The sequence below is a fragment of the Nocardioides mesophilus genome (assembly GCF_014395785.1).
In the GTDB taxonomy this organism is placed as follows: domain Bacteria; phylum Actinomycetota; class Actinomycetes; order Propionibacteriales; family Nocardioidaceae; genus Nocardioides_B; species Nocardioides_B mesophilus.
In genome coordinates this window covers 2,075,808-2,101,086 of record NZ_CP060713.1, presented here as the reverse complement: position 1 = coordinate 2,101,086, position 25,279 = coordinate 2,075,808, and the positions used below count along the sequence as shown (strand labels likewise).

25 protein-coding genes and 1 pseudogene are annotated in these 25,279 nt (G+C 72.9%); 13 read left to right on the top strand and 13 right to left on the bottom strand.

Annotated elements, in window-relative coordinates; genetic code table 11:
* Window positions 1–26: 26 nt before the first annotated feature.
* Both thpR and H9L09_RS09970 read right to left on the bottom strand, forming a co-directional pair.
* Entirely contained in the window at window positions 27–617 is a 591-nt protein-coding gene (gene thpR / locus H9L09_RS09975; RefSeq protein ID WP_246456495.1) for an RNA 2',3'-cyclic phosphodiesterase, read from the bottom strand.
* A 77-nt stretch (window positions 618–694) separates the two neighbouring features.
* Window positions 695–1,891 carry an ROK family protein gene (locus H9L09_RS09970; protein ID WP_187580433.1) on the bottom strand — a complete coding sequence of 399 codons (1,197 nt, stop codon included), beginning with the start codon at window positions 1,889–1,891 and terminating at the stop codon, window positions 695–697.
* 182 nt (window positions 1,892–2,073) lie between these two features.
* Between H9L09_RS09970 and zwf the strand changes: the two genes are divergently transcribed.
* From zwf to H9L09_RS21595, 4 genes are all read left to right on the top strand, one after another.
* Window positions 2,074–3,564 carry a glucose-6-phosphate dehydrogenase gene (gene zwf / locus H9L09_RS09965; RefSeq protein WP_187580432.1) on the top strand — a complete coding sequence of 497 codons (1,491 nt, stop codon included), beginning with the start codon at window positions 2,074–2,076 and terminating at the stop codon, window positions 3,562–3,564.
* Window positions 3,564–5,426 carry a phosphogluconate dehydratase gene (gene edd / locus H9L09_RS09960; RefSeq protein WP_187580431.1) on the top strand — a complete coding sequence of 621 codons (1,863 nt, stop codon included), beginning with the start codon at window positions 3,564–3,566 and terminating at the stop codon, window positions 5,424–5,426. The genes zwf and edd overlap by 1 nt, the downstream gene beginning before the upstream one ends.
* Window positions 5,419–6,036, top strand: coding sequence for a bifunctional 4-hydroxy-2-oxoglutarate aldolase/2-dehydro-3-deoxy-phosphogluconate aldolase (gene eda / locus H9L09_RS09955; RefSeq protein ID WP_187580430.1), 618 nt, complete (start codon window positions 5,419–5,421; stop codon window positions 6,034–6,036). Before edd ends, eda begins: the two co-directional genes overlap by 8 nt.
* A 142-nt stretch (window positions 6,037–6,178) precedes the next feature.
* Window positions 6,179–6,973: a L,D-transpeptidase family protein gene (locus H9L09_RS21595; protein WP_223164286.1), complete on the top strand. Its 795-nt coding sequence runs from the start codon at window positions 6,179–6,181 to the stop codon at window positions 6,971–6,973.
* Between the two features lie 40 nt (window positions 6,974–7,013).
* On the opposite strand, the gene H9L09_RS09945 is transcribed toward H9L09_RS21595, so the two are convergent.
* The 3 genes from H9L09_RS09945 to H9L09_RS09935 form a co-directional block, all read right to left on the bottom strand.
* The gene (locus H9L09_RS09945; RefSeq protein WP_187580429.1) at window positions 7,014–7,319 is read right to left on the bottom strand and encodes a hypothetical protein; all 306 of its coding nucleotides are present in this window, start codon (window positions 7,317–7,319) and stop codon (window positions 7,014–7,016) included.
* Between the two features lie 72 nt (window positions 7,320–7,391).
* Window positions 7,392–8,063 carry a haloacid dehalogenase type II gene (locus H9L09_RS09940; RefSeq protein WP_187580428.1) on the bottom strand — a complete coding sequence of 224 codons (672 nt, stop codon included), beginning with the start codon at window positions 8,061–8,063 and terminating at the stop codon, window positions 7,392–7,394.
* A 4-nt stretch (window positions 8,064–8,067) separates the two neighbouring features.
* On the bottom strand, window positions 8,068–8,901 hold the full coding sequence (locus tag H9L09_RS09935) for an aldo/keto reductase (protein ID WP_187580427.1): 834 nt from the start codon (window positions 8,899–8,901) through the stop codon (window positions 8,068–8,070).
* A gap of 82 nt (window positions 8,902–8,983) precedes the next feature.
* Here H9L09_RS09935 and H9L09_RS09930 point away from each other — a divergent pair, with 82 nt between their 5' ends.
* From H9L09_RS09930 to H9L09_RS09910, 5 genes are all read left to right on the top strand, one after another.
* The gene (locus H9L09_RS09930) at window positions 8,984–9,367 is read left to right on the top strand and encodes a hypothetical protein (RefSeq protein ID WP_187580426.1); all 384 of its coding nucleotides are present in this window, start codon (window positions 8,984–8,986) and stop codon (window positions 9,365–9,367) included.
* A gap of 93 nt (window positions 9,368–9,460) precedes the next feature.
* A complete protein-coding gene (locus H9L09_RS09925; RefSeq protein ID WP_223164285.1) occupies window positions 9,461–10,996 on the top strand; it encodes an aldehyde dehydrogenase in 1,536 nt (511 codons plus the stop codon).
* Entirely contained in the window at window positions 10,996–11,703 is a 708-nt protein-coding gene (locus H9L09_RS09920; protein WP_223164284.1) for an enoyl-CoA hydratase/isomerase family protein, read from the top strand. The genes H9L09_RS09925 and H9L09_RS09920 overlap by 1 nt, the downstream gene beginning before the upstream one ends.
* A 27-nt stretch (window positions 11,704–11,730) precedes the next feature.
* Window positions 11,731–12,381 carry a GntR family transcriptional regulator gene (locus tag H9L09_RS09915; protein WP_187580425.1) on the top strand — a complete coding sequence of 217 codons (651 nt, stop codon included), beginning with the start codon at window positions 11,731–11,733 and terminating at the stop codon, window positions 12,379–12,381.
* Window positions 12,382–12,523: 142 nt separating this feature from the next.
* A complete protein-coding gene (locus H9L09_RS09910; protein ID WP_187580424.1) occupies window positions 12,524–13,666 on the top strand; it encodes a flavin reductase in 1,143 nt (380 codons plus the stop codon).
* Window positions 13,667–13,668: 2 nt separating this feature from the next.
* On the opposite strand, the gene H9L09_RS09905 is transcribed toward H9L09_RS09910, so the two are convergent.
* A complete protein-coding gene (locus tag H9L09_RS09905; protein ID WP_223164283.1) occupies window positions 13,669–14,598 on the bottom strand; it encodes an asparaginase in 930 nt (309 codons plus the stop codon).
* A 136-nt stretch (window positions 14,599–14,734) separates the two neighbouring features.
* On the opposite strand from H9L09_RS09905, the gene H9L09_RS09900 reads away from it, so the two are divergent.
* On the top strand, window positions 14,735–16,090 hold the full coding sequence (locus tag H9L09_RS09900) for a dihydroorotase (RefSeq protein WP_187580423.1): 1,356 nt from the start codon (window positions 14,735–14,737) through the stop codon (window positions 16,088–16,090).
* An 11-nt stretch (window positions 16,091–16,101) separates the two neighbouring features.
* Here H9L09_RS09900 and H9L09_RS09895 read toward each other — a convergent pair whose 3' ends face one another.
* Both H9L09_RS09895 and H9L09_RS09890 read right to left on the bottom strand, forming a co-directional pair.
* Window positions 16,102–16,842 carry an SDR family NAD(P)-dependent oxidoreductase gene (locus tag H9L09_RS09895; protein WP_223164282.1) on the bottom strand — a complete coding sequence of 247 codons (741 nt, stop codon included), beginning with the start codon at window positions 16,840–16,842 and terminating at the stop codon, window positions 16,102–16,104.
* Between the two features lie 58 nt (window positions 16,843–16,900).
* A complete protein-coding gene (locus tag H9L09_RS09890) occupies window positions 16,901–17,629 on the bottom strand; it encodes a cyclase family protein (RefSeq protein ID WP_187580422.1) in 729 nt (242 codons plus the stop codon).
* 131 nt (window positions 17,630–17,760) lie between these two features.
* Here H9L09_RS09890 and H9L09_RS09885 point away from each other — a divergent pair, with 131 nt between their 5' ends.
* Complete coding sequence (locus H9L09_RS09885; RefSeq protein ID WP_187580421.1) at window positions 17,761–19,383, top strand: helix-turn-helix domain-containing protein; 1,623 nt, start codon at window positions 17,761–17,763, stop codon at window positions 19,381–19,383.
* Window positions 19,384–19,404: 21 nt separating this feature from the next.
* Here H9L09_RS09885 and H9L09_RS09880 read toward each other — a convergent pair whose 3' ends face one another.
* Window positions 19,405–20,391 (bottom strand): MBL fold metallo-hydrolase, encoded by a 987-nt coding sequence (locus H9L09_RS09880; RefSeq protein WP_187580420.1) that lies wholly within the window; start codon window positions 20,389–20,391, stop codon window positions 19,405–19,407.
* 169 nt (window positions 20,392–20,560) lie between these two features.
* On the opposite strand from H9L09_RS09880, the gene H9L09_RS09875 reads away from it, so the two are divergent.
* Window positions 20,561–21,427, top strand: a complete 867-nt coding sequence (locus tag H9L09_RS09875; RefSeq protein WP_187580419.1) for an NAD(P)-dependent oxidoreductase — start codon at window positions 20,561–20,563, stop codon at window positions 21,425–21,427.
* Window positions 21,424–21,873: a GlcG/HbpS family heme-binding protein gene (locus H9L09_RS09870; RefSeq protein WP_187580418.1), complete on the top strand. Its 450-nt coding sequence runs from the start codon at window positions 21,424–21,426 to the stop codon at window positions 21,871–21,873. Before H9L09_RS09875 ends, H9L09_RS09870 begins: the two co-directional genes overlap by 4 nt.
* 3 nt (window positions 21,874–21,876) lie before the next feature.
* Here the strand turns inward: H9L09_RS09870 and H9L09_RS09865 are convergent, their stop codons facing one another.
* The 4 genes and pseudogenes from H9L09_RS09865 to hisD form a co-directional block, all read right to left on the bottom strand.
* Window positions 21,877–22,866 (bottom strand): Gfo/Idh/MocA family protein, encoded by a 990-nt coding sequence (locus H9L09_RS09865; RefSeq protein WP_187580417.1) that lies wholly within the window; start codon window positions 22,864–22,866, stop codon window positions 21,877–21,879.
* A gap of 11 nt (window positions 22,867–22,877) precedes the next feature.
* Window positions 22,878–23,117 (bottom strand): annotated as a pseudogene (locus tag H9L09_RS22435) (amidohydrolase family protein); the annotation flags it as partial.
* Entirely contained in the window at window positions 23,099–23,806 is a 708-nt protein-coding gene (locus tag H9L09_RS09855; protein WP_425491727.1) for an amidohydrolase family protein, read from the bottom strand. The gene H9L09_RS09855 and the pseudogene H9L09_RS22435, both read right to left, overlap by 19 nt.
* A gap of 120 nt (window positions 23,807–23,926) precedes the next feature.
* The gene (hisD, locus tag H9L09_RS09850; protein ID WP_187580415.1) at window positions 23,927–25,240 is read right to left on the bottom strand and encodes a histidinol dehydrogenase; all 1,314 of its coding nucleotides are present in this window, start codon (window positions 25,238–25,240) and stop codon (window positions 23,927–23,929) included.
* Between the last annotated feature and the right edge of the window lie 39 nt (window positions 25,241–25,279).

The window sequence follows — 25,279 nt, the reverse complement described above, 5'->3', positions numbered from 1 at the left end:
ATCGGTCAGACCGTCTCACGGCGGGGTTACGCCCGCGTTTCGGCGCCGGCCCCCAGCGGGAAGTCCGCCCGGATCTCGTAGCGGGGACGCCGCCGCGGCCCCTCCCCCAGGTGGGACTCGACCAGCACCAGGCGCTCGGTGCACCAGGTGGGTCCGCGGTAGCCCTCCAGCACCCGGATCCAGCGGGTCATCTCGGTCGGACGCCTGGCCCGGGCCAGCGTGACGTGCGGGTGGAACCGGGCGCCCTCGACCTCGATGCCGGACTTCACGGCGGCGGCCCGCGCCCCGGTCGCCATCCGGCGCAGCTCCTCGGCCCGGCTCCCGGTCCGCTCCCCCGCGTCGACGGCGGCGAAGAGCACCCGCCCGCGCGACGGGCCGGGGAAGGCACCGCCTCCGGCGAGCGCCACCTCGACCGCGGTACGGCGGCGCGCCGCCCGGGTCAGCCGCTCCTCGAGCTCGTCGAGGTGCCGATCGGCGACGTCGGGCAGGAACGCCAGCGTCAGGTGCCACTGCTCGGTCACGGTCCAACGCAGGTCGGCGCCGGCCTCCTGGCGCGGGGCCAGGAACTCCTGGAGGTGCTCGACCGCCGCCTCGGAGAGCGGCAGCGCCACGAACATCCGCACCCCCTCGACGCTACCCGCGGGGAGCGCCGTCGGGAAGGAGACCGACCCAGCGGGTCGGCGGAGTGAAGGGCTCAGTCCGCCCGGGAGACGGCGAGGTCCACGGCGCGGGGGTTGAGGATCTCCTCGAGCGCCATCGCGGCACAGCCCACCAGCCCGGCCTGCTCGCCGTGCCGCGCCGGCTCGATCCGCAGGTCCTTGGTGGCCAGCGCGGTGCCCTGGGCGTAGACCGTCTCGCGCATCCCCGCCACGAACGTCTCGTAGGCCGGCAGCACGTCGCCGCCGATGACCAGCACGTCGGGGTTCAGGATCGTCACCACTGCACCGAGCACCTCGCCGTAGCGGCGGCCGCTCTCCCGGATCAGCCGGCGGGCCTCCGCGTCCCCCTCGACGGCCAGCGCCACCAGGTCCCGGATGTGGCCGACCTCGCGGCCCTGCTCGCGCATCGCCTCGACCAGCGCCCAGCCCCCGGCGACGGCCTCCAGGCAGCCGACCTCGCCGCAGCGGCAGGTCCGTCCCTCGGCGGCGACGGTCTTCACGTGACCGATCTCGCCGGCGGCCCCGCGACCGCCGCGCACCAGCCGTCCGTCCGCGACGATCCCGGCCCCCAGACCGGTGGAGACCTTGAGGGCCAGCAGGTTCTCCCGCCCCTCCTGGCCGTCGACCTGCTCGGAGAGGGCCAGCACGGCGGCGTCGTTGTCGACCAGCACCGGTGCCGCGGCCAGGTCGGTGAGCCAGCGCGAGAGCGGTACGCCGTCCCAGCCCGTCATCAGCTGGGAGTCGTGGCTCACGCCGCGGTCGCGGTCCACCGTGCCGGGGATGCTGACCCCGAAGGCCCGGACGTCGCCGGCCCCGCGGCCGGCCTCGTCGAGCAGGTCGCGGAGCACCGCCACCACCCGGGGCATCACCTGGTCCGGGCCGGCTCCCACCTCCTGGTCGACGTCGGCGGCGGCGAGCACCGCGCCGCTGAGGTCGCAGACGGCGAGCTGGACCCGGCTCCGGCCGATCGCCACGGCGAGCACCACCCCGGCCTGCCGGTGGAACGAGAGCCGGGCGGGGGGCCGGCCGCCGGTGGACTCCGCGGTCCCGCCCTCCTGGACGAGCCCAAGGCCGGCCAGGGCGTCGAGCCGGGCGGACACCGCGGTGCGGGACAGCCCGGTGAGCCGGCGCAGGTCGGCGCGGGTGCCGGCCCGGCCGGACCGGATCAGGTCCAGCAGGTCGCCGGGGCCGGCCACGACCGGCGGCGTACCGGCGTACGGAGGGGAGCTCATCGGGTCATTCAACCAATCCGCCGCGTGAAGGGCAGGTGAAGGAGATCTTATGCTTTCCAACATACCTAAGTGGTGCTTGCCAGAGCACAGAAGGTCCCCTAGCGTGGACCACTCAGTGCCCGACGCGGTCGCGATCCGACCCTCGGCACACCTTCCGCACCTGGCCGCACCTGGAGAAGCTCGTGACCCCCCGACCCACCACCGCTCCCCAGCCCGTGAGCCCGTGCGACTTCGTCGTCCTCGGCGGCACCGGTGACCTGGCGATGCGCAAGCTCCTACCCTCCCTCTACCTCCGCGACCGGGCCGGCCAGCTCACCGACGACACCCGGGTCGTCGCGCTGTCCCGGGCCGGCCTCGACGACCAGGGCTTCCGCGCCAAGGTGCGCGGCGAGCTCGCCCGGTTCGTCGACTCCTCCGCCCACGAGGAGCGCTCCGTCGACCGCTTCCTCGAGCGGCTGCACCACATCAGCCTCGACTTCGACGAGCCCGCCGACTGGCCCCCGGTCGTCGAGCTGCTCGGCTGCGACCCCGAGCGCATCCGGGTCTTCTACCTGGCCTGCGCGCCCTCGCTGTTCGGTCCCGTCTCCCACCGGCTGCACGAGCAGGGCCTGGTCAGCGAGCACTCGCGCGTGGTGCTCGAGAAGCCGCTCGGCACCGACCTCGCCTCCGCGGAGGCGATCCACGACGCCGTGGGCGCGGTCTTCGAGGAGCGGCAGATCTTCCGGATCGACCACTACCTCGGCAAGGAGAGCGTCCAGAACCTGCTGGTGACGCGCTTCGCCAACGTCTTCCTCGAGCCGATCTGGAACGCGCACTGGATCGACCACGTCCAGATCACCGTCGCGGAGTCCCTGGGCGTCGCCGGCCGCGGGGAGTACTACGACGGCTCCGGCGCCCTGCGCGACATGGTGCAGAACCACCTGCTGCAGCTGCTCTGCCTGGTGGCCATGGAGCCGCCGACGTACGTCAACCGTGAGGACGTGCGCGACGAGAAGCTCAAGGTGCTGCGCGCGCTCCGGCCGATCACCGGCGCGGACGTCACCGCGTTGACCGTCGCCGGGCAGTACGCCGCCGGCCTGGTCGACGGCGCGGCCGGCGCGTCGTACGTCGAGGAGGTCGGCCTCCCGGAGAGCCGCACCGAGACCTTCGCCGCGATCAAGGCCCACGTCGACAACTGGCGCTGGGCCGGCGTCCCGTTCTACCTGCGCACCGGCAAGCGCATGGACCGGCGCTGCTCGGAGATCGTGGTGACGTTCAAGAACGTGCCGCACCCGATGTTCCCCGGCAGCGAGGGCACCGAGGAGCCGAACCGGCTGGTGATCCGGCTCCAGCCCGACGAGGGCATGCGGCTGCACCTGACCGCGAAGGAGCCGGGCCCCGGCGGCATCCGGTTGCGACCGGTCTCGCTCGACCTCAACTACGCGCAGGCCTTCCAGACCTCCTCGCCCGACGCCTACGAGCGGCTGCTGATGGACGTGGTCCGGGGCAACCCGACGCTGTTCATGCGCCGCGACGAGGTCGAGGCCGCCTGGGAGTGGACCGAGCCGATCCTGCAGGCCTGGACCGACCCGCGCCACCACCCCCGTCCCTACCCCGCCGGCACCAGTGGTCCCAGCGCCGCGACCACCCTCATCGAGCGCGACGGTCGCTCCTGGCACGAGAGCAGTCTGTGATGTCCCCTTCCCTGCACCCGGTGGTCGACGCGGTCACCCGCCGTGTCACCGAACGCAGCCGGCCCGAGCGCGAGGGCTATCTCGCCCGGATCCGCGCCGCGGCTGACAAGGGGCCGGCCCGCGGCCGGCTCGCCTGCGCCAACCTCGCCCACGGCTTCGCCGCCTCGAACCCGGCCGACAAAGCCGCGCTGCGCCGGCACACCAAGCCCAACGTGGCGATCGTGTCGGCCTACAACGACATGCTCTCCGCGCACCAGCCGTTCGAGAGCTTCCCCGCGCGGCTCAAGCAGTCCGTGCTCCGCGCCGGCGGCCTCGCGCAGTTCGCCGGCGGTGTGCCCGCGATGTGCGACGGGATCACCCAGGGCCGGGACGGCATGCAGCTCTCGCTGTTCAGCCGCGACGTGATCGCCATGTCGACCGCGATCGCGCTCTCCCACGACATGTTCGACGCCGCGTTGATGCTCGGCGTCTGCGACAAGATCGTGCCGGGCATGCTGATCGGCGCGCTCTCCTTCGGCCACCTGCCGACCATCTTCGTGCCCGCCGGCCCGATGACCAGCGGCCTGCCCAACGACGAGAAGGCCCGGATCCGGCAGGCGTACGCCGCCGGCGAGGTCGGCCGCGAGGAGCTCCTCGAGGCGGAGGCCGCGTCGTACCACTCGGCCGGCACCTGCACGTTCTACGGCACCGCGAACTCCAACCAGATGCTGATGGAGGTCATGGGGCTGCACCTGCCCGGCGCCAGCTTCGTCAACCCCGGCACGCCGCTGCGCGACGCCCTGACCGCCGCCGCCGGCTCCCGGGTCGTCGACCTGACGTCGTTCGGCGAGGAGTACACGCCGGTCGGCGAGGTCGTCGACGAGAAGGCGATCGTCAACGGCTGCGTGGCGCTGCTGTCCACCGGCGGCTCCACCAACCACACGCTGCACCTGGTCGCGATCGCCCGGGCCGCGGGGATCACCCTCACCTGGGACGACCTCTCCGACCTCTCCGCGGTGGTTCCGCTGCTGGCCCGGGTCTACCCGAACGGCAAGGCCGACGTGAACCACTTCCACGCCGCCGGCGGGCTGGCGTTCACCGTGCACTCGCTGCTCAAGGCGGGGCTGCTGCACGACGACGTGAAGACCGCGGCGGGCCACGGCTTGTGGCGCTACACCAGCGAGGCGCGGCTCGACGGTGCCGGCGTCACCTGGGAGGAGGGGCCCAAGGCCAGCCATGACACCGAGGTGCTGCGCGGCGCGGACGCGCCGTTCTCCCCCGACGGTGGCCTGCGGATGCTCGAGGGCAACCTCGGCCGCTCGGTGATCAAGACCTCCGCGGTCAAGCCCGAGCACCGGCAGGTCAAGGCGCCCGTGCGGGTCTTCGACGACCAGAACGACTTCCTCACCGCGTTCGCGGACGGCGTGCTCGAGGGCGACTTCGTCGCGGTGCTGCGTTTCCAGGGGCCGGCCGCCAACGGCATGCCCGAGCTGCACAAGCTGACCCCGGCGCTCGGGGTGCTCCAGGACCGCGGTCAGCGGGTCGCCCTGGTCACCGACGGCCGGATGTCCGGGGCCTCCGGCAAGGTCCCGGCCGCGATCCACCTCACCCCCGAGGCCGCGGTGGGCGGCCCGCTCGCCCGGGTCCGGGACGGCGACCTCGTCACGCTGGACGCCGACGCCGGGATCCTCGAGCTGCACGTCGCCGACTACGAGCTCGAGGCGCGCGAGGCCGCCTGTCCCGACGACAGCCCGGTGGCCGGCACCGGCCGCGAGCTGTTCGCGTCGTTCCGCGCCGCGGTCGGCCCGGCCGACCAGGGCGCCAGCGTCTTCGGCCCCACCGCGCCCGCCGCGCCCGCCACCCAGGAGGACATCGATGAGTGACTCGCTGCTCGACCGCGTCCCGGTGATCCCGGTGGTCGTCCTGCACGACGCCGCGGACGCCGTGCCGCTGGCCCGGGCCCTGGTCGAGGGCGGGCTGCCGGTGATCGAGCTGACCCTGCGCACCCCGGCCGCCCTGGACGCGGTCCGGGCGATCGCCGCGGAGGTGCCGGAGATCCTGGTCGGCGCCGGGACGATCGTCGCCCCCGCACAGGCCCAGGAGGCCGCGGACGCCGGCGCGCAGTTCCTGGTCTCCCCCGGCACCACCACAACCCTGGCCGCGGCGATGCAGGACACCGGGCTGCCGTTCCTGCCCGGCGCGGCCACCGTCTCGGAGGTGCTGCGGCTGCTGGAGCTCGGCCACAGCGACCTCAAGCTGTTCCCGGCGGTGGCCTCGGGCGGCGCCGACTTCCTGAAGTCGGTCGCCGCCCCGGTGCCGCAGGCCCGGTTCTGCCCGACCGGCGGCATCACCGCGGCGACGGCGGGTTCCTACCTGGAGCTGCCGAACGTCGGCTGCGTCGGCGGCTCGTGGATCACCCCGGCGGACGCCGTACGCCGCGGCGACTGGGCGGAGATCACTCGGCTCGCGAGCGCGGCCGCCTCGCTGGCCTGACCGCCCGCGGCCGACCGTGGCGCTCCGGCTGCTTCTCGCGTGAGAATGCCAGGAGAGTGGCTCCTTCCCGGGAGAGGCGCCGGCGGCCCGCCGGCCCTCGTCATGGGAGCGGCGTCCGTGTCGTCCTGATGGGAGACCCCTGGTGAACCGTCCGCTCCGCCTGCTGGTCGCCGCGGCCGCCGCCCTGCTCGCCGCGCCGCTCGTCCCGGCGCAGGCCGCCGCGGCCCCCGGGCGCGCGCCCTCCGTGACCGGGGCGGAGACCTCGGTGCCGGGGCCGGCGGCCGGCCCGGCCGGGAGCTGGGTCAGGGGCTCGGCCACCGCGACGACCAGTGCCGAGCGGGCCCAGCTCAGGCTCAACGATCTCGGCTGCGACGCCGGCCCCGTCGACGGCCGCATCGGGACCCACACCCGGGCCGCCCTCACCCGCTTCCAGGCCGCCAACGACCTCTCCCAGAGCGGCACCCTGAGCCAGGCCACCCGCCAGCGGCTCTACGCCGACCAGCAGGTCCCCTGCGACCGCCGCCCGGTGGTCCGGTCCGGCACCGGCCGTCGGGTGGTCATCAGCCAGCACCAGAACTACGTGTGGCTGGTCGACGCCAAGAACCGCGTGGTCGCCGAAGGGGGCATGGTCGACAACCCCGGTGTCCTGGACGCGGGCCGGTACGCCGTGGGCAGCGCCTGCGGGCGCGCGGCGAAGATCCGGATGAACAGCGACCTGGGCGGCAGCCTGTGGCTGCCGTACTTCACCCGCTTCGCGCCCTGCGGGGTCGGCTTCCACCGGGTGCCGGTCTCCAAGGCAGGCGGCACCCAGATCCACCCGGACTGGATGCTCGGCACCGACCTGCAGGAGTCGCACGGCTGCATCCGGCTGAGCCGTCGGCTCGCCGCCCGGCTGTGGGACTTCGCCGGGGGCGGCACGCGCGTCGTCGTCCGCTGACGCACAGCCACCCGCGCCGACCGGCGCCGCCGCCAGCCTCTCAGCGGCCGCGAGCCCGGTGCCGGCCGCCGACGAGCGAGCCGACGACCAGGCCGAGCACGGCCCCGAGGCACGCCGCCGGCACGCCCACCTCGAGGACCGCGGCCCAGGCGGTCGGCGCGTAGGCCCTCAGGCCGAGAACCAGCCCGACCAGCCCACCGGTCACGCCGAGGACGACTGCCCCGATGACGGCACCGCGCAGCGGCGCCGGCAGCGCGCGGAGTGCCCCCCGGATGCCCTGCACGGTCATCGGATCGACGCCGAGCACCTCCGGGTCGTTCTCGTCCGCAGCTGCGTCGGTCCCCATCTCCGGATGCTAGCGCCGGCCGACTCCGGCAGGGGTGGCGTCAACCGCGCCCGCTTCCGTCGACGTACGACGTCAGTGCAGCCGGGCGGCCAGGTCCACGAGGTCGCGGCCGGTGACGTCGGGCCGGCTGAAAAGCGCCGGGTAGTCGCCTCCGGCGCGGTCCACCCAGCCGGTCCGCAGCCCGGCCCGGTGCGCCCCGTCGACGTCCCACGGGTGCACCGCGACCAGCATCGCCTCGGCGGCCGCGACACCGCAGTGGTCGAGGGCGTAGCGGTAGGCCCGGGCATGCGGCTTCCAGATCCCCGCGTCGTCGACTGAGAGGCATGCCTCGACCAGGTGGTCGAGGCCGGCCCGCTCAAGCAGCGACCGCCCGACCGCGGCCGAGCCGTTGCTCAGCGTCACCAACCGGATGCCGGCGTCGGCCAGCGCCCGCAGGCCCGGACCGACGTCGGCGTGGACCGGCAGGCTCGAGAAGCCGGACATCACGTGCTCGACCGCTGCGCCCAGCGGCCGGTCCAGCACCGCCGGGTCCAGCAGCGTGCGGAGCCCCGCCGTACCGAGGGCGGCGAAGTCGGCCTGCTGCCCGACGGCGGTCAGCGCGAACCCGTCCCGCAGGACCCCGGCGAACCAGGTGGCCGCCAGCGTCCCCGGCGCGCCGACGTCCTCGAAGCGGTCGCGCAGCGGACCGAGGTCCGAGAGCGTCTCGTTGACGTCCAGCACGACGAGGCGGGGCGTGGCGGCCATCAGGTCAGGAGGGGATGTAGTTGAAGGTGTCCGGGTCCGGCCCGGTGCGCTCTTCGCGGTCCAGCCCGGTGATGTCGGCCATGTCGGTCCCGGAGAGCTCGAAGTCGAAGACCTCGAAGTTCTCCTGGACACGGCTGCGCGTGACCGACTTGGGGAAGACGATGTCGCCGCGCTGCAGGTGCCAGCGGAGGGTCACCTGCGCCGGGGTCCTGCCGAGGTTCCCGGCGATCCGGACGATGGTCGGGTCGTCGAGCACCCTGCCCTGGGCGATCGGCGACCAGGCCTCGGTGGCGATGCCGTGCTCGCTGTCGTAGGCGCGGACGGTGTCGTTGGCGAGGTAGGGGTGCACCTCGATCTGGTTCACCGCGGGCGTGACGGTGGTCTCGTTCGCGAGCCGGTTCAGGTGGTGCGGCTGGAAGTTCGAGACACCGATCGCCTTGGCGCGGCCGGACTCGTAGATCTTCTCCATCGCGGTCCAGGTCTCGACGAAGTCGCCGACGCCGGGCAGCGGCCAGTGCACGAGGAACAGGTCGAGGTAGTCGAAGCCGAGCTCCTCCAGCGACCGGTCGAACGCCGCGAGGGCGTCGTCGTAGGCGTGGAAGCCGTTGTTGAGCTTGCTGGTGACGAAGACCTCACCACGGTCGAGGCCCGACTCCCGGACGGCCTCGCCGACGCCCTTCTCGTTGCCGTACATCTGCGCGGTGTCGATGTGCCGGTAGCCCACCTCGAAGGCGGTCAACGTCGCCTCGCGGGTCTCGGAGGGGTCGATCTGGAAGACCCCGAAGCCGAGCTGGGGGATCTCCACGCCGTTGTTCAAGGTGATGGTCGGGACCGTCATGCTTCTCCTTCGTCTGGGGTGCTTTGTCTTCCCTTCCCCCAACCGGCGGTACTCACGCACGATTCCCGGGTAGGACTGGTGCATGACGTTCACCTGGAGTCGCCTGATGTCCGCAGCCACCGCCTCGTACGGCGTCTACGCCCTGGCCGACCCCCGTCACCTCGGCCGGGCGCTGACCGACAACGAGCCGGAGCAGGCCGGCTTCGACCTGCTGGCCCGGACCTACGGCGCGCGCGACCTGACCGTCAGCGCGCTCGGGCTGCTCGGCCGCTCGCCGCGCACGGTGACCACCGCGATGCTGATCCGGATCGCCTGCGACGTCTCCGACGGCCTGCTGCTCGCCGCCCGGGCCGAGGACGAGCAGACCCGCACGAAGGTGCTGGGCGTCACGTTCGGCTGGGGCGCGCTCAACGCGCTCGCGCTGCTGCAGGACCGGCGCGCAGCCCGGCTCACCGCCCGCCCCTGACCTCCACGCGCGCCGCCCCCCGTCGGCCCGCTGTTGACGACCACCGCCTTGCTGTATACGTTTGACTCCTTCCGTATACGAAAGGCGGAGAGCGTGACCGTCTCCGAATCATCGCCGTCGCTCGACCTGCCCTCCGGCCCGCTGCCCACCGGGCTGCGCATCGGGGGCGAGATCGTGCCGGGCGGCGCGCCGCGCCTCGAGGTGCGGAACCCCGCGACCGGGGCGGTGCTCGCCGTGGCGGAGAACGCCGACCTCGCCGACATCGACCGGGCGGTGCGCGTCGCGGACGCCGCGTTCAGGTCGGGCGTCTGGAGCGCGATGCCGATCCACGAGCGCGCGGCGCTGATCCACCGGTTCGCCGACGGCATCGAGCACCGGATGGAAGACCTCTACCGGTTGGAGACGGCCAACAACGGCCGGCCGATCACCGAGACGAAGGCCCAGATCAGCCGCCTCTCGGAGTGGTACCGCTACAACGCGTCGCTGCTGCTGGCGGACCGCGACGCCGTCGTGCCGATGCGAGGTGACTACCACTCCTACACGAGCCGGATGCCGCTGGGCGTGGTGGCGATCCTGGCTTCGTTCAACCATCCGATGATGATCGCCTCGAAGGCACTGGCCCCCGCTCTGGCGACCGGCAACTCCGTGGTGCTCAAGCCGTCCGAGCAGACCCCCCTCACCGCGATGCTGCTCGCCGACATCGCCCACGAGGCGGGGATCCCGGCCGGCGTCCTCAACGTGGTCAACGGGCTCGGACCGACCGCCGGTGCCGCCCTGACCGAGCACGAGCTGGTCCGCAAGGTCACGTTCACCGGCGGGACCGAGCCCGGACGCTCGATCGCCGTCGCCACCGCCCGCCGGTTCGCGCGCTCGACGCTCGAGCTTGGCGGCAAGTCGCCGGTGCTGGTCTTCCCGGACACCCCGGTGGACGTCGCGGCCCGCGGCGCCGCGTTCGCCGGCTTCATCGGCGCCGGCCAGACCTGCATCGCCGGCAGCCGGCTGATCGTGCACCGCGACATCTACGAGCCATTCGTCGAGTCGCTGGCCGACATCGCCAGAGGGATCCGGATCGGCGACCCCGCCGAGGCCTCCACCCAGGTGGGCCCGGTGATCTCCCAGCGGGCGCGGCAGCGGATCCTCTCCTGCGTGCAGCAGGGCGTCGAGGACGGCGCCCGGCTGGTCACCGGCGGTGCCACCGCCCAGGTCGAGGGCTTCGAGGACGGCTACTTCGTGCAGCCCACGGTCCTCGCCGACGTCACCAACGACATGGCTGTCGCCCGGGAGGAGATCTTCGGGCCGGTCGTGGTGGTGATCCCGTTCGGCGACGAGGACGAGGCCGTCGCCATCGCGAACGACTCGCCGTTCGCGCTCGGATCGGCGATCTGGACCCGTGACGTGGCCCGCGCCCACCGGGTGGCCCACCGGCTGGAGGCCGGCATGGTCTGGGTCAACGACCACCACCGCCTCGACCCCTCCTCACCCTGGGGCGGTCTGAAGGACAGCGGAGTCGGCCGCGAGGGCGGCTGGGAGTCGTTCCACGAGTTCACCCACGTGCGTGCGGTGACGATCCGCACGGCGACCGACGACGTCGACTGGTACGGCGGACAAGCAACCGGGAGGTTGAACTGATGAGCGGAATGACGATCCACGACCCCGTCGACGGTGTGGTGCTGGTGGAGGTGAACCGCCCTCCGGGCAACCTCTTCACGATCGACCTGTGCAAGCGCCTGGTCTCCCTGCTGGAGAGCCCGGCCGAGGGCGTGCACGTCCTCCGGCTGCGGGCCGTCGGCGAGGCCTTCTGCCTGGGCCGCGAGCGTGAGGGCGCGACGGCCGCCGAGCTGCGCGCCGAGTCCCAGGTGCTCGTCGACGTGATGCGCGCGCTGCGGCGCACCCGGCTGGTGACGGTCTGCGAGGTGCAGGGCGACGCCGCCGGGTTCGGCGTCGGGCTGGTGGCCGCGTGCAACGTCTCGGTCGCCGTGTCCTCGGCCCGCTTCTCCTTCCCGGAGGTGGGCATCGGGCTCGCCCCGGCGCTGGTCCTGGCCTGGTTGCCGCGGGTCGTCGGCGAGCGGGAGGCCTTCTGGCTCACCGCGACCGGTGAGGCCGTGAGCGCGGCCCGGGCCGTCGAGCTCGGACTGGTCAACGCCACGGCCGGCTCCCCCGAGGAGCTCGTCGCCGAGGTGGACGACCGGATCGCGGCGTTGCGGGCCCGCAGCCCGCGGGTGCACGCCGACATCCGCGACATGCTGCGTGTGTTCGCCGAGGTCGGCGACGATGCCGCCCTCGACGTCAGCATCGACCGGCTGGTGGTCGGCTCGATGCGACGCGGTGAGGGCTAGCCCGACCCGGTCGGGGACACTGGAGCCGTGAACCGGGACTCAGCGGCCGGGCGGGTCGCCCAGGGACTGAGGGAGCGCGTCGTCAGCGGGGCCCTGGCCCCCGGCTCCAGCTTGTCCCAGACCGCCATCGCCGCCGAGTACGGCGTCAGCCGGATCCCCGTCCGCGACGCCCTCCAGCTGCTCGCGACCGATGGACTGGTCGACCTTCAGGGCACGAGCGCGGTCGTCACCCCGCTCTCGATCGAGGACCTCCAGGAGCTCTACGAGCTGCGGGAGGCCGTCGAGCCGCTGGCCACGCGGCTCGCCGTCCCGCGGGTCGGCCGCGCCGAGGTGGCGCGGATGGTGCACCTGCTCGGGGTGATGGAGGACCCCGCGACCTCACCCTCGGACTGGATCGCGACCAACGCCGCCTTCCACGCCGTCGTCTACTCCCTGGCCGGGAGGCCACGCACGATCGCGCTGGTCGACCACCTCCGCCGGCTGACCGACAGGTACGTCTACTTCCACCTCGACGTCGTCGGCGACGTCGCGCACCTGCAGGACGAGCACCGGCAGATCCTCGCCGCGGTGCGCGACCAGGACGCCCGGCTCGCCGCCGAGCTCACCCGGGTGCATCTGGTGTCCTCCCACGACGTGGTGCTGCGCTACCTGCTCCGGGACGACGGCTCCCGCACCTGACCGCCGAGCGACCGGCGTCCAGTGGCCGGACCCGTGAGCGGGGCACGGCCACCATGACGTCCGGCGCCATCCACGCTGCCGCGTGCCGGACGGTTCACTGAGGGGGTCGCCCCACACGTACGCCGCGCCCGGAGGTCCACGGATGAGCAGCAACTCGGTGAGCTCCGCGCTCGACGGGCAGCACTTCCGTCACGTGGTGGGCCACCTGGCCAGTGGCGTCACCGTCGTCACGACCCGGACCGCCACCGGACCGCACGGGATGACGGCGAGCTCGGTCACCTCGCTCTCCCTGGACCCGCCGATGATGCTGGCCTGTCTCAACCGCGCCGCCCCGACGGCGCACGCGGTCTCCGAGTCGGGCAGGTATGCCGTCAACGTGCTCGGCCAGGAGCACGCCCACCTCGCCCAGCAGTTCGCCGTCCCCAGCGAGGACAAGTTCCGCGGCGTCGGCCTCACCGCCGGCGAGCACGACCTGCCTCTGCTCGCCGAGGCGCTCGCGCACATCGAGTGCGAGGTGGTCGAGGAGATCACCGGAGGGACGCACAGCATCTTCGTGGGCCGGGTCCTGTCCGCCTCCGCCGGCCAGGGCCAGCCGCTGACCTACTTCCGCGGCGGGTTCGGCCGGTTCGAGTTCGCCCGCGACGACGCGGTCTACCGACGGGCGCGGACGCAGGTGCTCGAGCGTCAGTACGCCGCGGGTGCGGTCCTGCACCTGGACGACCTGGCCCACGAGCTGGGCGTGGACGCCGCGTCCGCCTTCTACGCCCTGACCCGGCTCGCCGCCGACGGGCTCGTGCAGCGCGACCCGTCCCGTGGCTACGTGATCACGCCGTTCGACGTGACCACCTCCGACGCCACCTTCGACGCGCGCTCCGCCATCGAGCTCGGAGTGATCGCGCTGACCGCGCACCACCTCGACGTCGAGCAGCTGGCCGAGCTGCGCCGCCGGTTCGAGCAGATGGCGGCGCTCCTGGTCGGCGAGCGGTTCCTCGACTTCGACAGCTACCTCGACGCCAACTACGCCTTCCACGAGCACCTCGTCTCGCTGGCCGGCAACCCTGCCCTGACTGCGGCGTTCGGCAGCCTCAGCATCAAGACCGTGATGACCCGCAGCTTCGGCTCCACGCCGGTCACCTCGCAGGACTTCATCGACGCCCAGCGCCAGATCACGGAAGGGCTCGAGCGTCGCGACGCAGCCGCCGCCTCCGCCGGGGTCATGCGCTACACCGAGCTGGCCAAGCAACGCGTCCGCGAGATCCTCGCCCACACCGGCGGCCGCCTGTGAGCTCAGGACGGGCCGGGCGTGGCGCCCCGCTCCTCGAGGGTGGCGCGCAACTCCTCGGGACCGGCGCCGGCGGCGAGCAGCGCCCAGACCAGCAGGCGCGCCTTGCGGGCGTCCAGCCAGCCCGCCGGGAGGGCTCCGCGGGCGATCAGGTCCTGCTCGGAGCCCGGGAACCCGTACGTCGAGCGCAGGACCGGACCGCGCCCGGTGCGCGACGCCAGCACCACGGGCATCCGGGTGGCCACCTCCTCGACGACCTCGGCCATCGCGGCCGAGAGGTGGCCGACCCCGAAGCCGGCGACCACCACCGCGTCGTACCCGTCCCCGGCCACCAGCCGGAGCAGCTCGCCGCGATCGCCCAGATGGGTCTCGAGCAGCGCCACCCGCGGGTGGGCGCCGTCGAGCGGCGGCGGCAGGGAGGGGTGCCGCGACGGAGGCGCCACGAAGTGAACCCGCCGCTCCAGCACGCGGCCGACCAGACCGAAGGGCTCGGAGGCGAAGGCGTGCAGCGCCGTCGAGTCCCGCTTCCGGACCCGCGCCGCCGCGTGGACGTCGTCGTCGAGCACGACCAGCACCCCTCGGCCCCGGGCGTCCGGGCTGGCCGCCACCACCGCAGCCGCGAGCAGGTTCGCCGGGCCGTCCGCGCCCGCGGCGGTCGCCGGGCGCATCGCGCCGGTCACCACCAGCGGCTCGGGCCGGTCCCACACAAGGTCCAGCAGGTAGGCCGTCTCCTCGATGGTGTCCGTGCCCTGCACGAGCACGGCCCCGGCCGACGTCTCGACGGCACCGGCTGCCCACCGCCCGAAGGCCAAGACGTCCGAGGGCTGCAGGTGGGCCGACGGCACGGTGGCGAGGGTGCTGGCCTCCACCTCCGCGACGTCGGCGAGACCGGGCACGGCCGCCACCAGGTCCGCGGCGCCCAGCGAGGGAAGCACTCCCCCGGGCCGGCCTGGGCGGTCATCGTGATGGTGCCTCCGGTGGAGCCGATGCTGATGCGGGAACGCCTCACAGGGGTGCCTCCTGGGTCGGATGGACGGATCGAACGACAAGACGAGAGAAGGGAACGCGTCGATGAGCGAGCTGGACCTGGCGATCAGGGGAGGGACGGTCGTCACCTCGACCGGCAGCAGGCGGCTCGACGTCGGGGTGCACGACGGGGTCGTGGTGGCCGTGGGGCAGGACCTCCCGAAGGCCGCCCGGACGGTCGACGCCGGAGGTCTGCTGGTCCTGCCCGGAGGCATCGATACGCACGTGCACCTGATGGATCCGGGCAGCACCGACCGGGAGGACTTCCCCACCGGCACGGCAGCCGCGGCCGCGTCCGGGGTGACCACGATCGTCGAGCACAGCCACGGGACCCCGGTGCGCACGGTGGACGACCTCGCCGGCAAGCGGGAGTACCTCCAGGACCGCTCCGAGGTCGACTTCGCCCTGGCCGCGCACGCGTGGCCCGGTCATGCCGCCGACGTCAGCGAGCTGTGGCGCGCCGGCGTCACGTTCTTCAAGGTCTTCACCTGCACCACGCACGGCGTGCCCGGCCACGACGCCGCCGCGCTGCGCACCCACCTGCGCGCCACCGCGATGGCAGGAGCTGCCAGCCTGATCCACTGCGAGGACGAGTCGATCACCCGGTCGGCCGAGGAGCTGCTGCGCGCCGAGAGCCGCCGCGACAACGGGCTGCTGCTGGACTGGCGCGACCGGGACGCCGAGGTCGTCGCGGCATCGGTCGCGGCGCTGCTGGTCCGGCGTACCGGCGCCCGGGCCACCATCGCCCACGTCAGCCACCCGGAGGTGGCCGAGCTGGTCCGTCGCGAGCGCGCGGCGGGCGGCACCCTGGCCGCGGAGGGCTGCCCGCAGTACTTCCTGCTGCGCGAGGACGAGGTGCACGAGCACGGTGCGCTGCGGAAGTTCACGCCACCGGCCCGTGCCCGCACCGACGAGGACGAGGCACAGATGTGGCGGCTGCTCCGCTCCGGCGCGCTGAGCCACATCTCGAGCGACCACGCACCGTCGACCCTGGAGCAGAAGCGGGCCGGTGACATGTGGAACGTGCACTTCGGGCTCCCCGGCCTCGACAGCACGATGGCCCTGCTGCTCGACGCGGTCGCCCGCGGACACCTCAGCTACGAGGACGTCGTGCGCGTGTACGCCGAGGTCCCCGCGCGCACCTACGGGCTCTGGCCGCGCAAGGGCCGCGTGGGCGCCGGGGCCGACGCCGACCTGGTCCTGGTGGACCCGACGGCCCGGCGGGTGCTGCGCGACGAGGACGTGCTGTCCAAGGCGGGCTGGACGCCCTTCGCCGGGCGCGAGGTCACCGGCCGCGCGGTGCAGACCTACCTGCGGGGTCGTCTCGTCGCTGAGGACGGGGTGCCCACCCGCGAGCGCCACGGCCGCTTCCTGCCCGGGCCGGGCTCCGCGCTCCGGTGAGCCCCGCCGGGTCAACGGGCGACCATGCCCGCCGAGAGGTCGATGTCGGCGGCGCAGAGCCCCGGCATGTGCAGCATCGCGATCACGGCGGCCGCGACCTCGTCCTCGGTGAGCATCCGGTGCAGCGCGGCGCGCGCGACGTAGGCCTCCTCCGCCTCGGCGTACGTCGTGCCGGTGCGCTTGGCCTCGAGCTCGAAGTTGCGAGCCATCCGGGGACCATCGACCGGTCCGGGCGAGAGCGAGTTGACGGCCACCCCCTGCGGCCCCACCTCGAAGGCGAGCGTGGTGGTCAGACCGATCACGGCCATCTTCGACGCGGCGTACGGCGTCCGCCGGGTCAGCGGCCGCTTGCCGCTCACCGACGCCAGGTTGATCACGTCGCCCGCGCCCCGCGCCACCATCTGCGGGATGAAGGCCCGGCACATCAAGAACATCCCCCGCACGTTCACCGCGAAGACGTCGTCCCACTCCTCCGGGGAGATCTCCAGCAGCGGCGCGACGGGACCCGGCACACCGGCGTTGTTGACCAGCACCTCGACCGTCTCGTCGGCCAGCTCCTCCGCGAGCGCTGCCACGCTCACGGGATCGGCGACGTCGGCGGTCGCCACCCGGGTCGATCCGGGGAGTCCGGCGGCCTCGGCGGCCACGGCCTCGAGGTGGGAGCGGGTCCGGGCGACCAGCACGACCCGGGCGCCGCGCGCCACGAGCGCGAGGCTGATCGCCCGGCCCAGGCCGTTGCCGGCGCCGGTCACCAGGACGGTCCGACCACGGACCCGGTCCCCGGTGAGGGGACCGGGTCGGCGGCCTCGCTCACGCGGTCTCCCCGTCGAGGAGCGCGACGGCACGCGTCGGACCGCCGTGCGCACCGATCACCTTGAGCGGGAAGCCGGCGAAGGTGAACCGACGCCCGACGAGCTGGTCGAGGTTGGTGAGGTTCTCGTAGTGGGTGATGTGGTGGGCCCGGCACATCATGTGGCAGGGGTAGCTCTTGCTGGTGGGGTTGTCCGGCGTGGGGCTGTCCACCCCGAACGTCTTGACGCCCCGCTCGTAGATCCACTGGCTGCCGGTCTCGCCCAGTCCGGGAAAGTCAGTGAGGTACTGCCGGGTGCCGGCATAGCGGCCGTGCGTGCCGGTGTGCAGCAGCAGGATGTCGCCGCGCTCGACCTTCACCTCGACGGCCTGCTCCGCGGCCTCCAGGTGCTCGGCGGTGATGTCCTCTCCCGCACCCACGTGGGAGACGTCGAGGCAGACCGCGGGACCGTAGAAGAGGTCCAGCGACATCTGGTCGATGGTCTGGGCGGTGGGGTCCGGGTCGAGGTGGGAGAAGGAGTCGACGTGGGTCGGCCCGTTGTCGTTGATCATGAAGCCCTTGGTCTGGAACGAGAACCCGCCCTCGAAGCGGGGTGCGGTGTCCTCGTGCGACGCGTGGTCGAAGACCACGGTCTTCAGGTGTCCGGGGTATACCTGCATCCCCTGGTAGATGTCCTGGGACAGGTCGACGATCTGCACGGTCGGCTCCTCGGTCGGCTCGGCGTTCACGGACCCCGGTGTGACGGGGCAGGTCCGAGACTAGGCCGGTCCCGCCCTCTCGGCGTGCTCGACATCGAGCATGGACGGAGTCTGCCATCCTCCTTTCGGAGCGCCCGGAGGAGCAGGCAGGAGGTGGTCGCGTGAGCGCCGGCATCCTGCTGGGCGACCTGACCCCGACCGTTCCCGGGGTGCAGGACGGCTCCGGCGCGGATCGCTCCGGCGCCGTCACGGACGCGTGGGTGCTCGGGCTCCAGGTGTGGGACCCCTCCGCACCGTTGGCCGAGGGCCACCTGGTCGCGATCACCCTGCCGCCCCCCGGCGACAGCGCCGTGCTGCGCGCCTGCTCGGCCGCCGGGTGCGCCGCCGTGCTGCTGCGCGCGCCCGACGACGAGCGGGACCGGCAGCCCGTGGCCCGGCTCTGTGAAGAGCTGGGTCTCGGCCTGCTCTGGCTCGCCGCGGGTCAACCCTGGTGGCCGACACTGCGGGCGCTGGCGGCGGCGCTGGAGCGTGACGGGTCGGGGGCGAGCCACCCCGACGACCACCCTGGACCCGATGCCGGGCCGGCGGCCCCGGACCCGCCCCGGCGCGGAGAAGACCTGTTCGCGCTCGCCGACGAGATCGCCGCGGACGTCGGCGGACCGGTGATCTTGGAGGATGCGTCGTTCCGGGTGCTCGCCTACTCGGCGTTCGTCGGCCGGATGGACCGGGGACGGGCCGAGGCGATCCTGGGGCGCCGGATCCCGGAGCAGTGGCTCGAGCACCTCGCCAGCACGGGGAGCCTGGAGCGGCTGCGGTCCGGCCGCGACGTGGTCGACCTGGCCGCCGGACCCTGGCAGGCCAGGCGCCGGCTCATCACGGCCATCCGCGCCGGCAACCGACAGCTGGGGGTCGTGTGGGTCGCCGAGGGAGACCGACCGCTGCCCGCGGACGCCCCGGTGTCCCTGCGCCGCGCTGCCGACGGAGCGGCGTCACAGCTGTTGCGCCACCTCGAGCAGGTCGAGGCCGAGACGGACCGCCGCGAACGGCAGGTCCGGGCGCTCCTCGACGGACGGGCGCCGGCGGTGGCGGCCGCCGCGGAGCTCGGCCTGTCCCGATCCGCGGCGTTCGCCGTGCTGGCGATCCGGTCCGGCGGGACGGTCCTGCCCGAGGACGAGACCCTGCGGCGGCTCCTCGACCACGTCACCCTCTGCGCCGAGGCGTTCCGTCACCCCGCGGCGCTCACCCGGCTGGGGCGGAACGTGCTCGCCGTGGTCGGGCTCCCCGCAGGCACCGAGGACCGGACTCCGGTGCGCCTGCTCCACGAGGTGGTGCGGCTCGCGGGTGCCGGTCCACTGGCACCGCTGCAGGCTGCGGTCAGCCCCGTGGGGATCGGCCTCGGCTCGTTGCCCCGGCTCCGCGACCAGGCGGTCGGGGCCCTGGCCGTGCTGGACGTGAGGGCCGGCGCCCGGGCGGTGCGCTTCGAGGAGGTGGAGGCGCGGGTCCTGGTCCGCGACGTTGTCGGCCGGCTCGACGCCGGCACCGGCCTGTCCGGCCTGGACCGGCTGCGCGACCGCGACGCCCGGGCCGGCGGTGACCTGGTCCGGACCCTGCGCACCTACCTGGGCGCCTGCGGCTCCACCAGCCGCGCCGCCGCAGCGCTCGGCATCCACGTCACCACGCTGCGGCATCGGCTCAGCCGGATCGAGGAGGTCTCCGGGCTCGCGCTCGACGAGCCCGAGGTCCGCGTCGCCTGTGAGCTGGTCCTCCGGCGCGACGATGCCTAGCCGCCGCCGAGCCGGCCGTGCTCACGCCCCGAAGCGCAGCACCGTCCCCACAGCGGGCTGCACGTAGCTGTTCGCCAGCTCGGTGGAGAAGGCGGTGTGCGCCCGCAGCCCACTGCAGTGCATCGGCATGATGGTGCCGACGCCGAGGTCACCGAGCGCCCGCACGGTGTGCGCCACGTTCTCACCCGGCGTGGTCGGGAAGCCCAGGTGGAAGCCGCCCATCACCGCACGCACCGGCCGGTCCGGCCGGAGCCTCATCGCCTGCCGCACGGTGTTGACCACTCCGGCGTGGGCGCAGCCGGTCAGAACGACCAACCCCTCCCCGGCCACGTCGATCACCAGCCCCTGCTCGTCCCAGACCTCGTCGAGGCCGTAGTGACCGTCACGAGCCACCTGGTAGAGCCCGGGCGCTCCGGGCGCGGCCGGGGGACGGGGGCCCTCGAAGGCGACCTCGCGGGGGATCTCGCCGGTGGTGGTGATCCCCCAGCCGAGGTCGATCGCGTCCCGGTTCAGCACCAGTCGGCCGCCGCCGTCCTCGATCTGCGGGGCGTTGAAGGCGGCGTTGTAGAACGACGAGGTCCGTCCGTCGCCCATCACCGCGTAGCGGGGCAGGAACGCGTCCGGATGGGTGGCCACCGGGACGGGGTGCCCGACGAGGTCGAGGAACCGGTGGATGCCGCCGTAGTGGTCCGGGTGCCCGTGACTGATCACGACGTGGTCGATCGTGGACGGGTCCTCGCCGAGCGCGGCCAGGTTGTGCGCCAGCGCCGTGCCGGTCAGACCCACGTCGAACAGCACCCGGGTGGCGTACCGCCCCCGTCGGGCCGTCACCAGGAGGGACAGGCCGTTCTCGGCGACCGGAGGGACCTCCTTGGGGTCGAAGTGCTGCACGAGACCGGCGCGGGTGACGCAGTGCAGGTCCCCCTCCGAGGGGTGTTGGTCGGCGAGGAGCATGTCGACCTGGTTCTCCACCAGGACGAGCACCTCCACTGAGTCAGCGGTGAACATTGCGCTCCTTCCGCGCCCGTCAGGGGCGTGCATAGATTGCATAGGCTATTCACGCAATGCTCCGCGGTCTAGAGCGAACTCCGACATTCTTGCCCCTCAGGGGTGCCGATCACGCTGCTGGATCCGTTAGGGTGCTGAGCATCCACCGTGCATAAAGAAGGCAGGCGACATGAGCGTGGTCGGAATCATCGGGCTCGGCATCATGGGATCGGCGATGGCCGAGAACCTGCTCGCCCGCGGGCACGAGGTCCACGGCACCGACACGTCGGCCGACCGGGTGCGGGCCTTCGAGTCAGCCGGCGGCCATCGGGCCGACGGGCCCGCCGCCCTGGCCACCGCCATGGACTGCGTGATCACCTCGCTGCCGTCCGCCGAAGCCGCGGAACAGGTGTGCGGCGAGCTGGCCGGCGCCGGACGTCCCGGCCTCGTGGTCGTCGAGACCTCGACGCTGTCGCTCGAGGTGAAGCACCGTTGCCGGGAGGTGATCGAGGCCTCCGGAGCGGTCCTCCTCGACTGCCCGCTCAGCGGGACCGGCGCCCAGGCCAAGGTGCGCGACGTGGTCGTCTTCGGAAGCGGCGACGAGCATGCCTTCGAGAGCGTCCGTCCGGTGCTCGAGGACCTCTCCCGGTCCGTGCGCCATCTCGGCGGGTTCGGCACCGGCACCGTGATGAAGCTGGTGGCCAACCTCCTGGTCTCGATCCACAACGCCTCGGCCGCGGAGGCGTTCGCGCTCGGGGTGCGCGCCGGTCTGGACCCGCAGCTGCTCTACGACACCGTCCGGGACGGAGCCGGCGGGTCGGTGATCTTCGACAAACGCGGTCCGCTGATGGTGAGCCGCGACTACCTTCCGGCGACGGCGCGGTGCTCGATGTTCGTCAAGGACGTCGGCCTGGTCCAGGAGCTCGCCGCCTCGGTAGGGCTCGAGACGCCGGTGCTGGACGCGACCTTGCCGTTGTACCGTCGTGCGGTCGCGGCCGGGCTCGCCGACGCCGACGCGGCCGCCCTGCTCGACGTGCTCGATGGAGGTGCACAGTGACGACCCTGGACCTGCCCACGGCCGACCGCCTGGCGGAGGCCACCCTCCGGCACGGGCGGCGCCGACACGCGGCGCCCCTGACCGTCGCGGTGCTGGATGCCGGCGGGCACCTGGTGGTGCTCAAGCGCGATGACGGCTCCGGGATCCTGCGTCCGCAGATCGCCGTGGCCAAGGCGTACGGCGCGGTCGGCATGGGCATGAGCTCGCGTGCGCTCGCCGAGCGCGCCGAGAAGCAGCCGGTGTTCTTCGGCACCCTGGCCGCTGCCGCGGACGGCCGCTTCGCTCCCGCCCCGGGCGGCGTGCTGGTGCGCGACACCGACGGCACCCTGCTCGGCGCGGTGGGCGTCAGCGGGGACGTCTCCGACGTGGACGAGCAGTGCGCCGTCGACGCCGTGCTCGACGTCGGGCTCGTCCCGGACCCACTCGCGGGTCCGCTCGACGGGTGAGGCTCAGACCGTCTCGATCGCGCCGGTCTCCACCGACCGCGTGATCGCGGCGAACGCCCGCACGTTGGAACGGATCTCCTCGAGGGTGACCGGATAGTCGGCTTCGCCGAGGACGCTGCGGGCGAAGGCCTCGAGGTTCGCCCGCACGGACGGGTGCGGCGGGAAGAACCGGACCTCCGGGGTCCCGCCCCGGTGATGGGTCGTGACGTCCCAGCCGGACGGGCTCTCGGGATGGCTGCGGTCCCGGATCTCCATCCACCCCTGCGACCCCACGACGCAGACGCGGCCGATGAAGGGGGTGGTCAGCACGGCGTTGATGACGGCGGTCCCGCCCCCGACGAAGGTGAGCGTGATCGTCAGCGTGTCCCCGTTGGCGAAGCCTGTCGCCCGCGTCGCGAGCTGCGCCCACACCGTGGCGGGGGCGCCGAACACGCTGATGGCCAGGTCCACCAGGTGGATCCCGGTCGCCGACAGCGGCCCGACCGGGGCGTGCTCGCGCGAGAGCCGCCAGTTGTCGGGCGGCAGGGCGAGGAACTTGTCCTGGCTGAAGTTTCCCTCGAAGACCAGCGGCACCCCGAGGTCGCCGCTGCGCACACGTTCCCGCAGCTCCTGCACCGCCGGCTCGAAGCGCCGCTCGTGCCCGATCCCGACGCGCACACCGGCTGTGGAGAGTGCCTCCAACGCCCGATCTGCCTCGGACGCCGAGTCGCTGAACGGCTTCTCGCAGAACACGTGCTTGCCGGCCGCCGCCGCCGCGACCATCTGATCGACGTGCAACCGGTGCGGCGTGCACAGCACCACGGCGTCCACACCGGCATCGGCGAGCGCCGCATCGAGGTCGGCGACGGTCCTGGTCCCATGCCTCTCGACCCGCTCGCGGCTGTGGGGGTCGGGATCGACCCCCACCCGCACCCGGACGAGGTCACTGTCCGCGAGCGCGCCGATGACGTTCTGACCCCACCAGCCGAGACCGACGACCGCCACCTCCAGCATGCGATACCCGCTCAGCGGTCGAGCTTCAGCAACCGGGCGGCAGTGCCGCCGCGGATCGCCTCACGGTCGGCGTCGCTCAGGGTCGTGACTCCGTCGATCTGCGTGAGCGGGTCGTAGTGACCCATGTCGAAGGGGTAGTCGGTGCCGACGACCACCTGGTCGGCACCCATCTGCTGCACCAGGAACTCCAGGTGCGGCGAGTCGAACACCAGGCAGTCGACGTAGACCTGCTTCAGGTAGCTGCTCGGGGCCGGCTGATGTGGTGGCGCCCCTCGGGTCGCAGGTCGTAGGAGTGATCCATGCGCGAGGAGTAGAAGGGCAGGTAGCCGCCGCCGTGCACCGCGACCAGCTTGAGGTCGGGGTGGTCCTCCAGGACGCCGCCGTGGATGATCCGGGTCAGCGCCACGGTGGTGTCGAGCGGGTTGCCGATGACGTTGGTCAAGTAGTACTTGCGCAGCCGCTCACCGCCGGTGAACCCGTTGGGGTGCAGCATCACCGGCACGTCGAGCTCCTCGGCCTTGGCGAAGAACGGCCGGAACCTCGGGTCGTCCAGGTCGAGGCCCATGACGTTCGTGTTGATCTCGACACCGCGGAAGTCGTGCTCGGTCACGGTGCGCTCGAGCTCCTCGACCGCCGCGCGCACGTCCTGCATCGGGACGGTGGCCAGCGCCACGAACCGGTCGGGGTGGTCTGCGACGATCTTGGCGAGGTTCTCGTTCTGGATCCGGGCGAGCTCGCGGCCGAGCTCGGGGTCGGTCCAGTAGAAGTAGCCCGCCGGAGCCACCGAGATCGCCTGCACGTCGATGCCCATGGCGTCCATCTCGGCGAGGCGCACCTCCGGGTCCGTCGCCTTGGGCAGGATCTCCTTGACGTGCTGGACCTGGTAGGCGTTGGTCTCGTCACCGCCGAAGTAGCTGAACGGCTCCATCTCCGGTGCCATCAACCCCTCGACCAGAGCCTGACACTCCGGGGTGATCACGTGGGCGTGGATGTCGACGGTGCGGCCGGGTCGGCTGCTCATGCGGAGGGTGTCCTCTCGGTGGCGGAATGGTGGAGTGGCTCAGCCGACGCGGACGGCGTCGGCCCAGGGCGCGGGGGCGCCGGCGTACTTGGTGGCGCGGACGTCGCCGGAGCGGGCGTGCCCCTCGAAGAGCTCGACCCGCGCGGTCCGGCCGCAGAGCTCACCGAGCCGGGCGCTGGCCGCCGGGTCGGTGACCTCCTGGTAGGTGACGGTCCGCAGGTACTTCCCCACCCACAGACCACCGGTGTAGCGCGCGGCACCCCTGGTGGGCAGCACGTGGTTGGTGCCGATCACCTTGTCGCCGTAGGAGACGCAGGTGCCTTCGCCGAGGAACAACGCGCCGTAGTGACGCATCTGCTCGAGTGCGAGTCGGGGCTCCTGGGTCAGCACCTGCACGTGCTCGCTGGCGAAGGAGTCCGCCAGGGAGAAGGCCTCCTCGAGGGTGTCGACGACGTGGACCTGGCCGTGGTCACGCCAGGCGGGCCCGGCCATGTCGGCCGTCGACATGCCTGGCAGCAGCCGCTCGACGTGGGCCATCGCCTCGCGGCCCAGCTTCTCCGAGGTGGTGATCAGGATCGCCGGCGAGTCCGGGCCGTGCTCGGCCTGGCTCAGCAGGTCCACCGCGACGATGAAGGGATCCGCGTGCTCGTCGGCGATGATCAGGATCTCGGTGGGACCGGCGAACAGGTCGATCCCCACCTCGCCGAAGAGCTGGCGCTTGGCCTCGGCCACGTACGCGTTCCCGGGCCCGGCGATCAGGTCGACGCAACCGATGGTCTCGGTGCCGAGCGCGAGTGCCGCCACAGCTTGGATGCCGCCGAGCAGATAGATCTCGTCGGCCCCGGCGAGGTGCAGCGCGGCCACCGTCGCGGCGGGGATCTCACCGCGGATCGGCGGCGTGCACGCGGTCACGCGCTCCACGCCGGCCACCTTGGCGGTCACCACCGTCATGTGGGCCGAGGCCGTCAGCGGATAGCGACCGCCGGGCACGTAGGCGCCGGTCGCGCTGATCGGCAGGTGCTTCTGGCCGAGGTGGACGCCGGGCTTGGTCTCCACCTCGAACTCGCGCATGGACTCCAGCTGCAGCTGGGCGAACTCCCGCACGTTCTGCTGCACCTCGACGATGTCGGCGACGACCTGCGGTGGCAATCCGTCTACGATCTCCTCGGCAGCCGCCCGGTCGAGCAGGAAGGACGGCGGCGACCAGGAGTCGAACTTCTCCGAGTAGTGGCGCACAGCGGCGTCACCGCGGTTGCGTACGTCCTCGATCACGGACCGGACGGCTTCGCCCACGGCACTCTGGTCGTGCTGGACGGAGTCGGACGGTGTCTCCGCCTTCAGCTGCTTGCTCATGGGGTCTCCACAACGTTGAAAGGGATCGGTCGACCGGGC

What these genes read in the sequence shown, in the direction of transcription:
- thpR (WP_246456495.1), bottom strand. Translation starts at nt 617, where the DNA reads ATGTTCGTGGCGCTGCCGCTCTCCGAGGCGGCGGTCGAGCACCTCCAG.
- H9L09_RS09970 (WP_187580433.1), bottom strand. Translation starts at nt 1,891, where the DNA reads ATGAGCTCCCCTCCGTACGCCGGTACGCCGCCGGTCGTGGCCGGCCCC.
- edd (WP_187580431.1), top strand. Translation starts at nt 3,564, where the DNA reads ATGTCCCCTTCCCTGCACCCGGTGGTCGACGCGGTCACCCGCCGTGTC.
- eda (WP_187580430.1), top strand. Translation starts at nt 5,419, where the DNA reads ATGAGTGACTCGCTGCTCGACCGCGTCCCGGTGATCCCGGTGGTCGTC.
- H9L09_RS09945 (WP_187580429.1), bottom strand. Translation starts at nt 7,319, where the DNA reads ATGGGGACCGACGCAGCTGCGGACGAGAACGACCCGGAGGTGCTCGGC.
- H9L09_RS09940 (WP_187580428.1), bottom strand. Translation starts at nt 8,063, where the DNA reads ATGGCCGCCACGCCCCGCCTCGTCGTGCTGGACGTCAACGAGACGCTC.
- H9L09_RS09935 (WP_187580427.1), bottom strand. Translation starts at nt 8,901, where the DNA reads ATGACGGTCCCGACCATCACCTTGAACAACGGCGTGGAGATCCCCCAG.
- H9L09_RS09930 (WP_187580426.1), top strand. Translation starts at nt 8,984, where the DNA reads ATGACGTTCACCTGGAGTCGCCTGATGTCCGCAGCCACCGCCTCGTAC.
- H9L09_RS09920 (WP_223164284.1), top strand. Translation starts at nt 10,996, where the DNA reads ATGAGCGGAATGACGATCCACGACCCCGTCGACGGTGTGGTGCTGGTG.
- H9L09_RS09910 (WP_187580424.1), top strand. Translation starts at nt 12,524, where the DNA reads ATGAGCAGCAACTCGGTGAGCTCCGCGCTCGACGGGCAGCACTTCCGT.
- H9L09_RS09900 (WP_187580423.1), top strand. Translation starts at nt 14,735, where the DNA reads ATGAGCGAGCTGGACCTGGCGATCAGGGGAGGGACGGTCGTCACCTCG.
- H9L09_RS09880 (WP_187580420.1), bottom strand. Translation starts at nt 20,391, where the DNA reads ATGTTCACCGCTGACTCAGTGGAGGTGCTCGTCCTGGTGGAGAACCAG.
- H9L09_RS09875 (WP_187580419.1), top strand. Translation starts at nt 20,561, where the DNA reads ATGAGCGTGGTCGGAATCATCGGGCTCGGCATCATGGGATCGGCGATG.
- H9L09_RS09865 (WP_187580417.1), bottom strand. Translation starts at nt 22,866, where the DNA reads ATGCTGGAGGTGGCGGTCGTCGGTCTCGGCTGGTGGGGTCAGAACGTC.
- H9L09_RS09855 (WP_425491727.1), bottom strand. Translation starts at nt 23,806, where the DNA reads ATGGCACCGGAGATGGAGCCGTTCAGCTACTTCGGCGGTGACGAGACC.
- hisD (WP_187580415.1), bottom strand. Translation starts at nt 25,240, where the DNA reads ATGAGCAAGCAGCTGAAGGCGGAGACACCGTCCGACTCCGTCCAGCAC.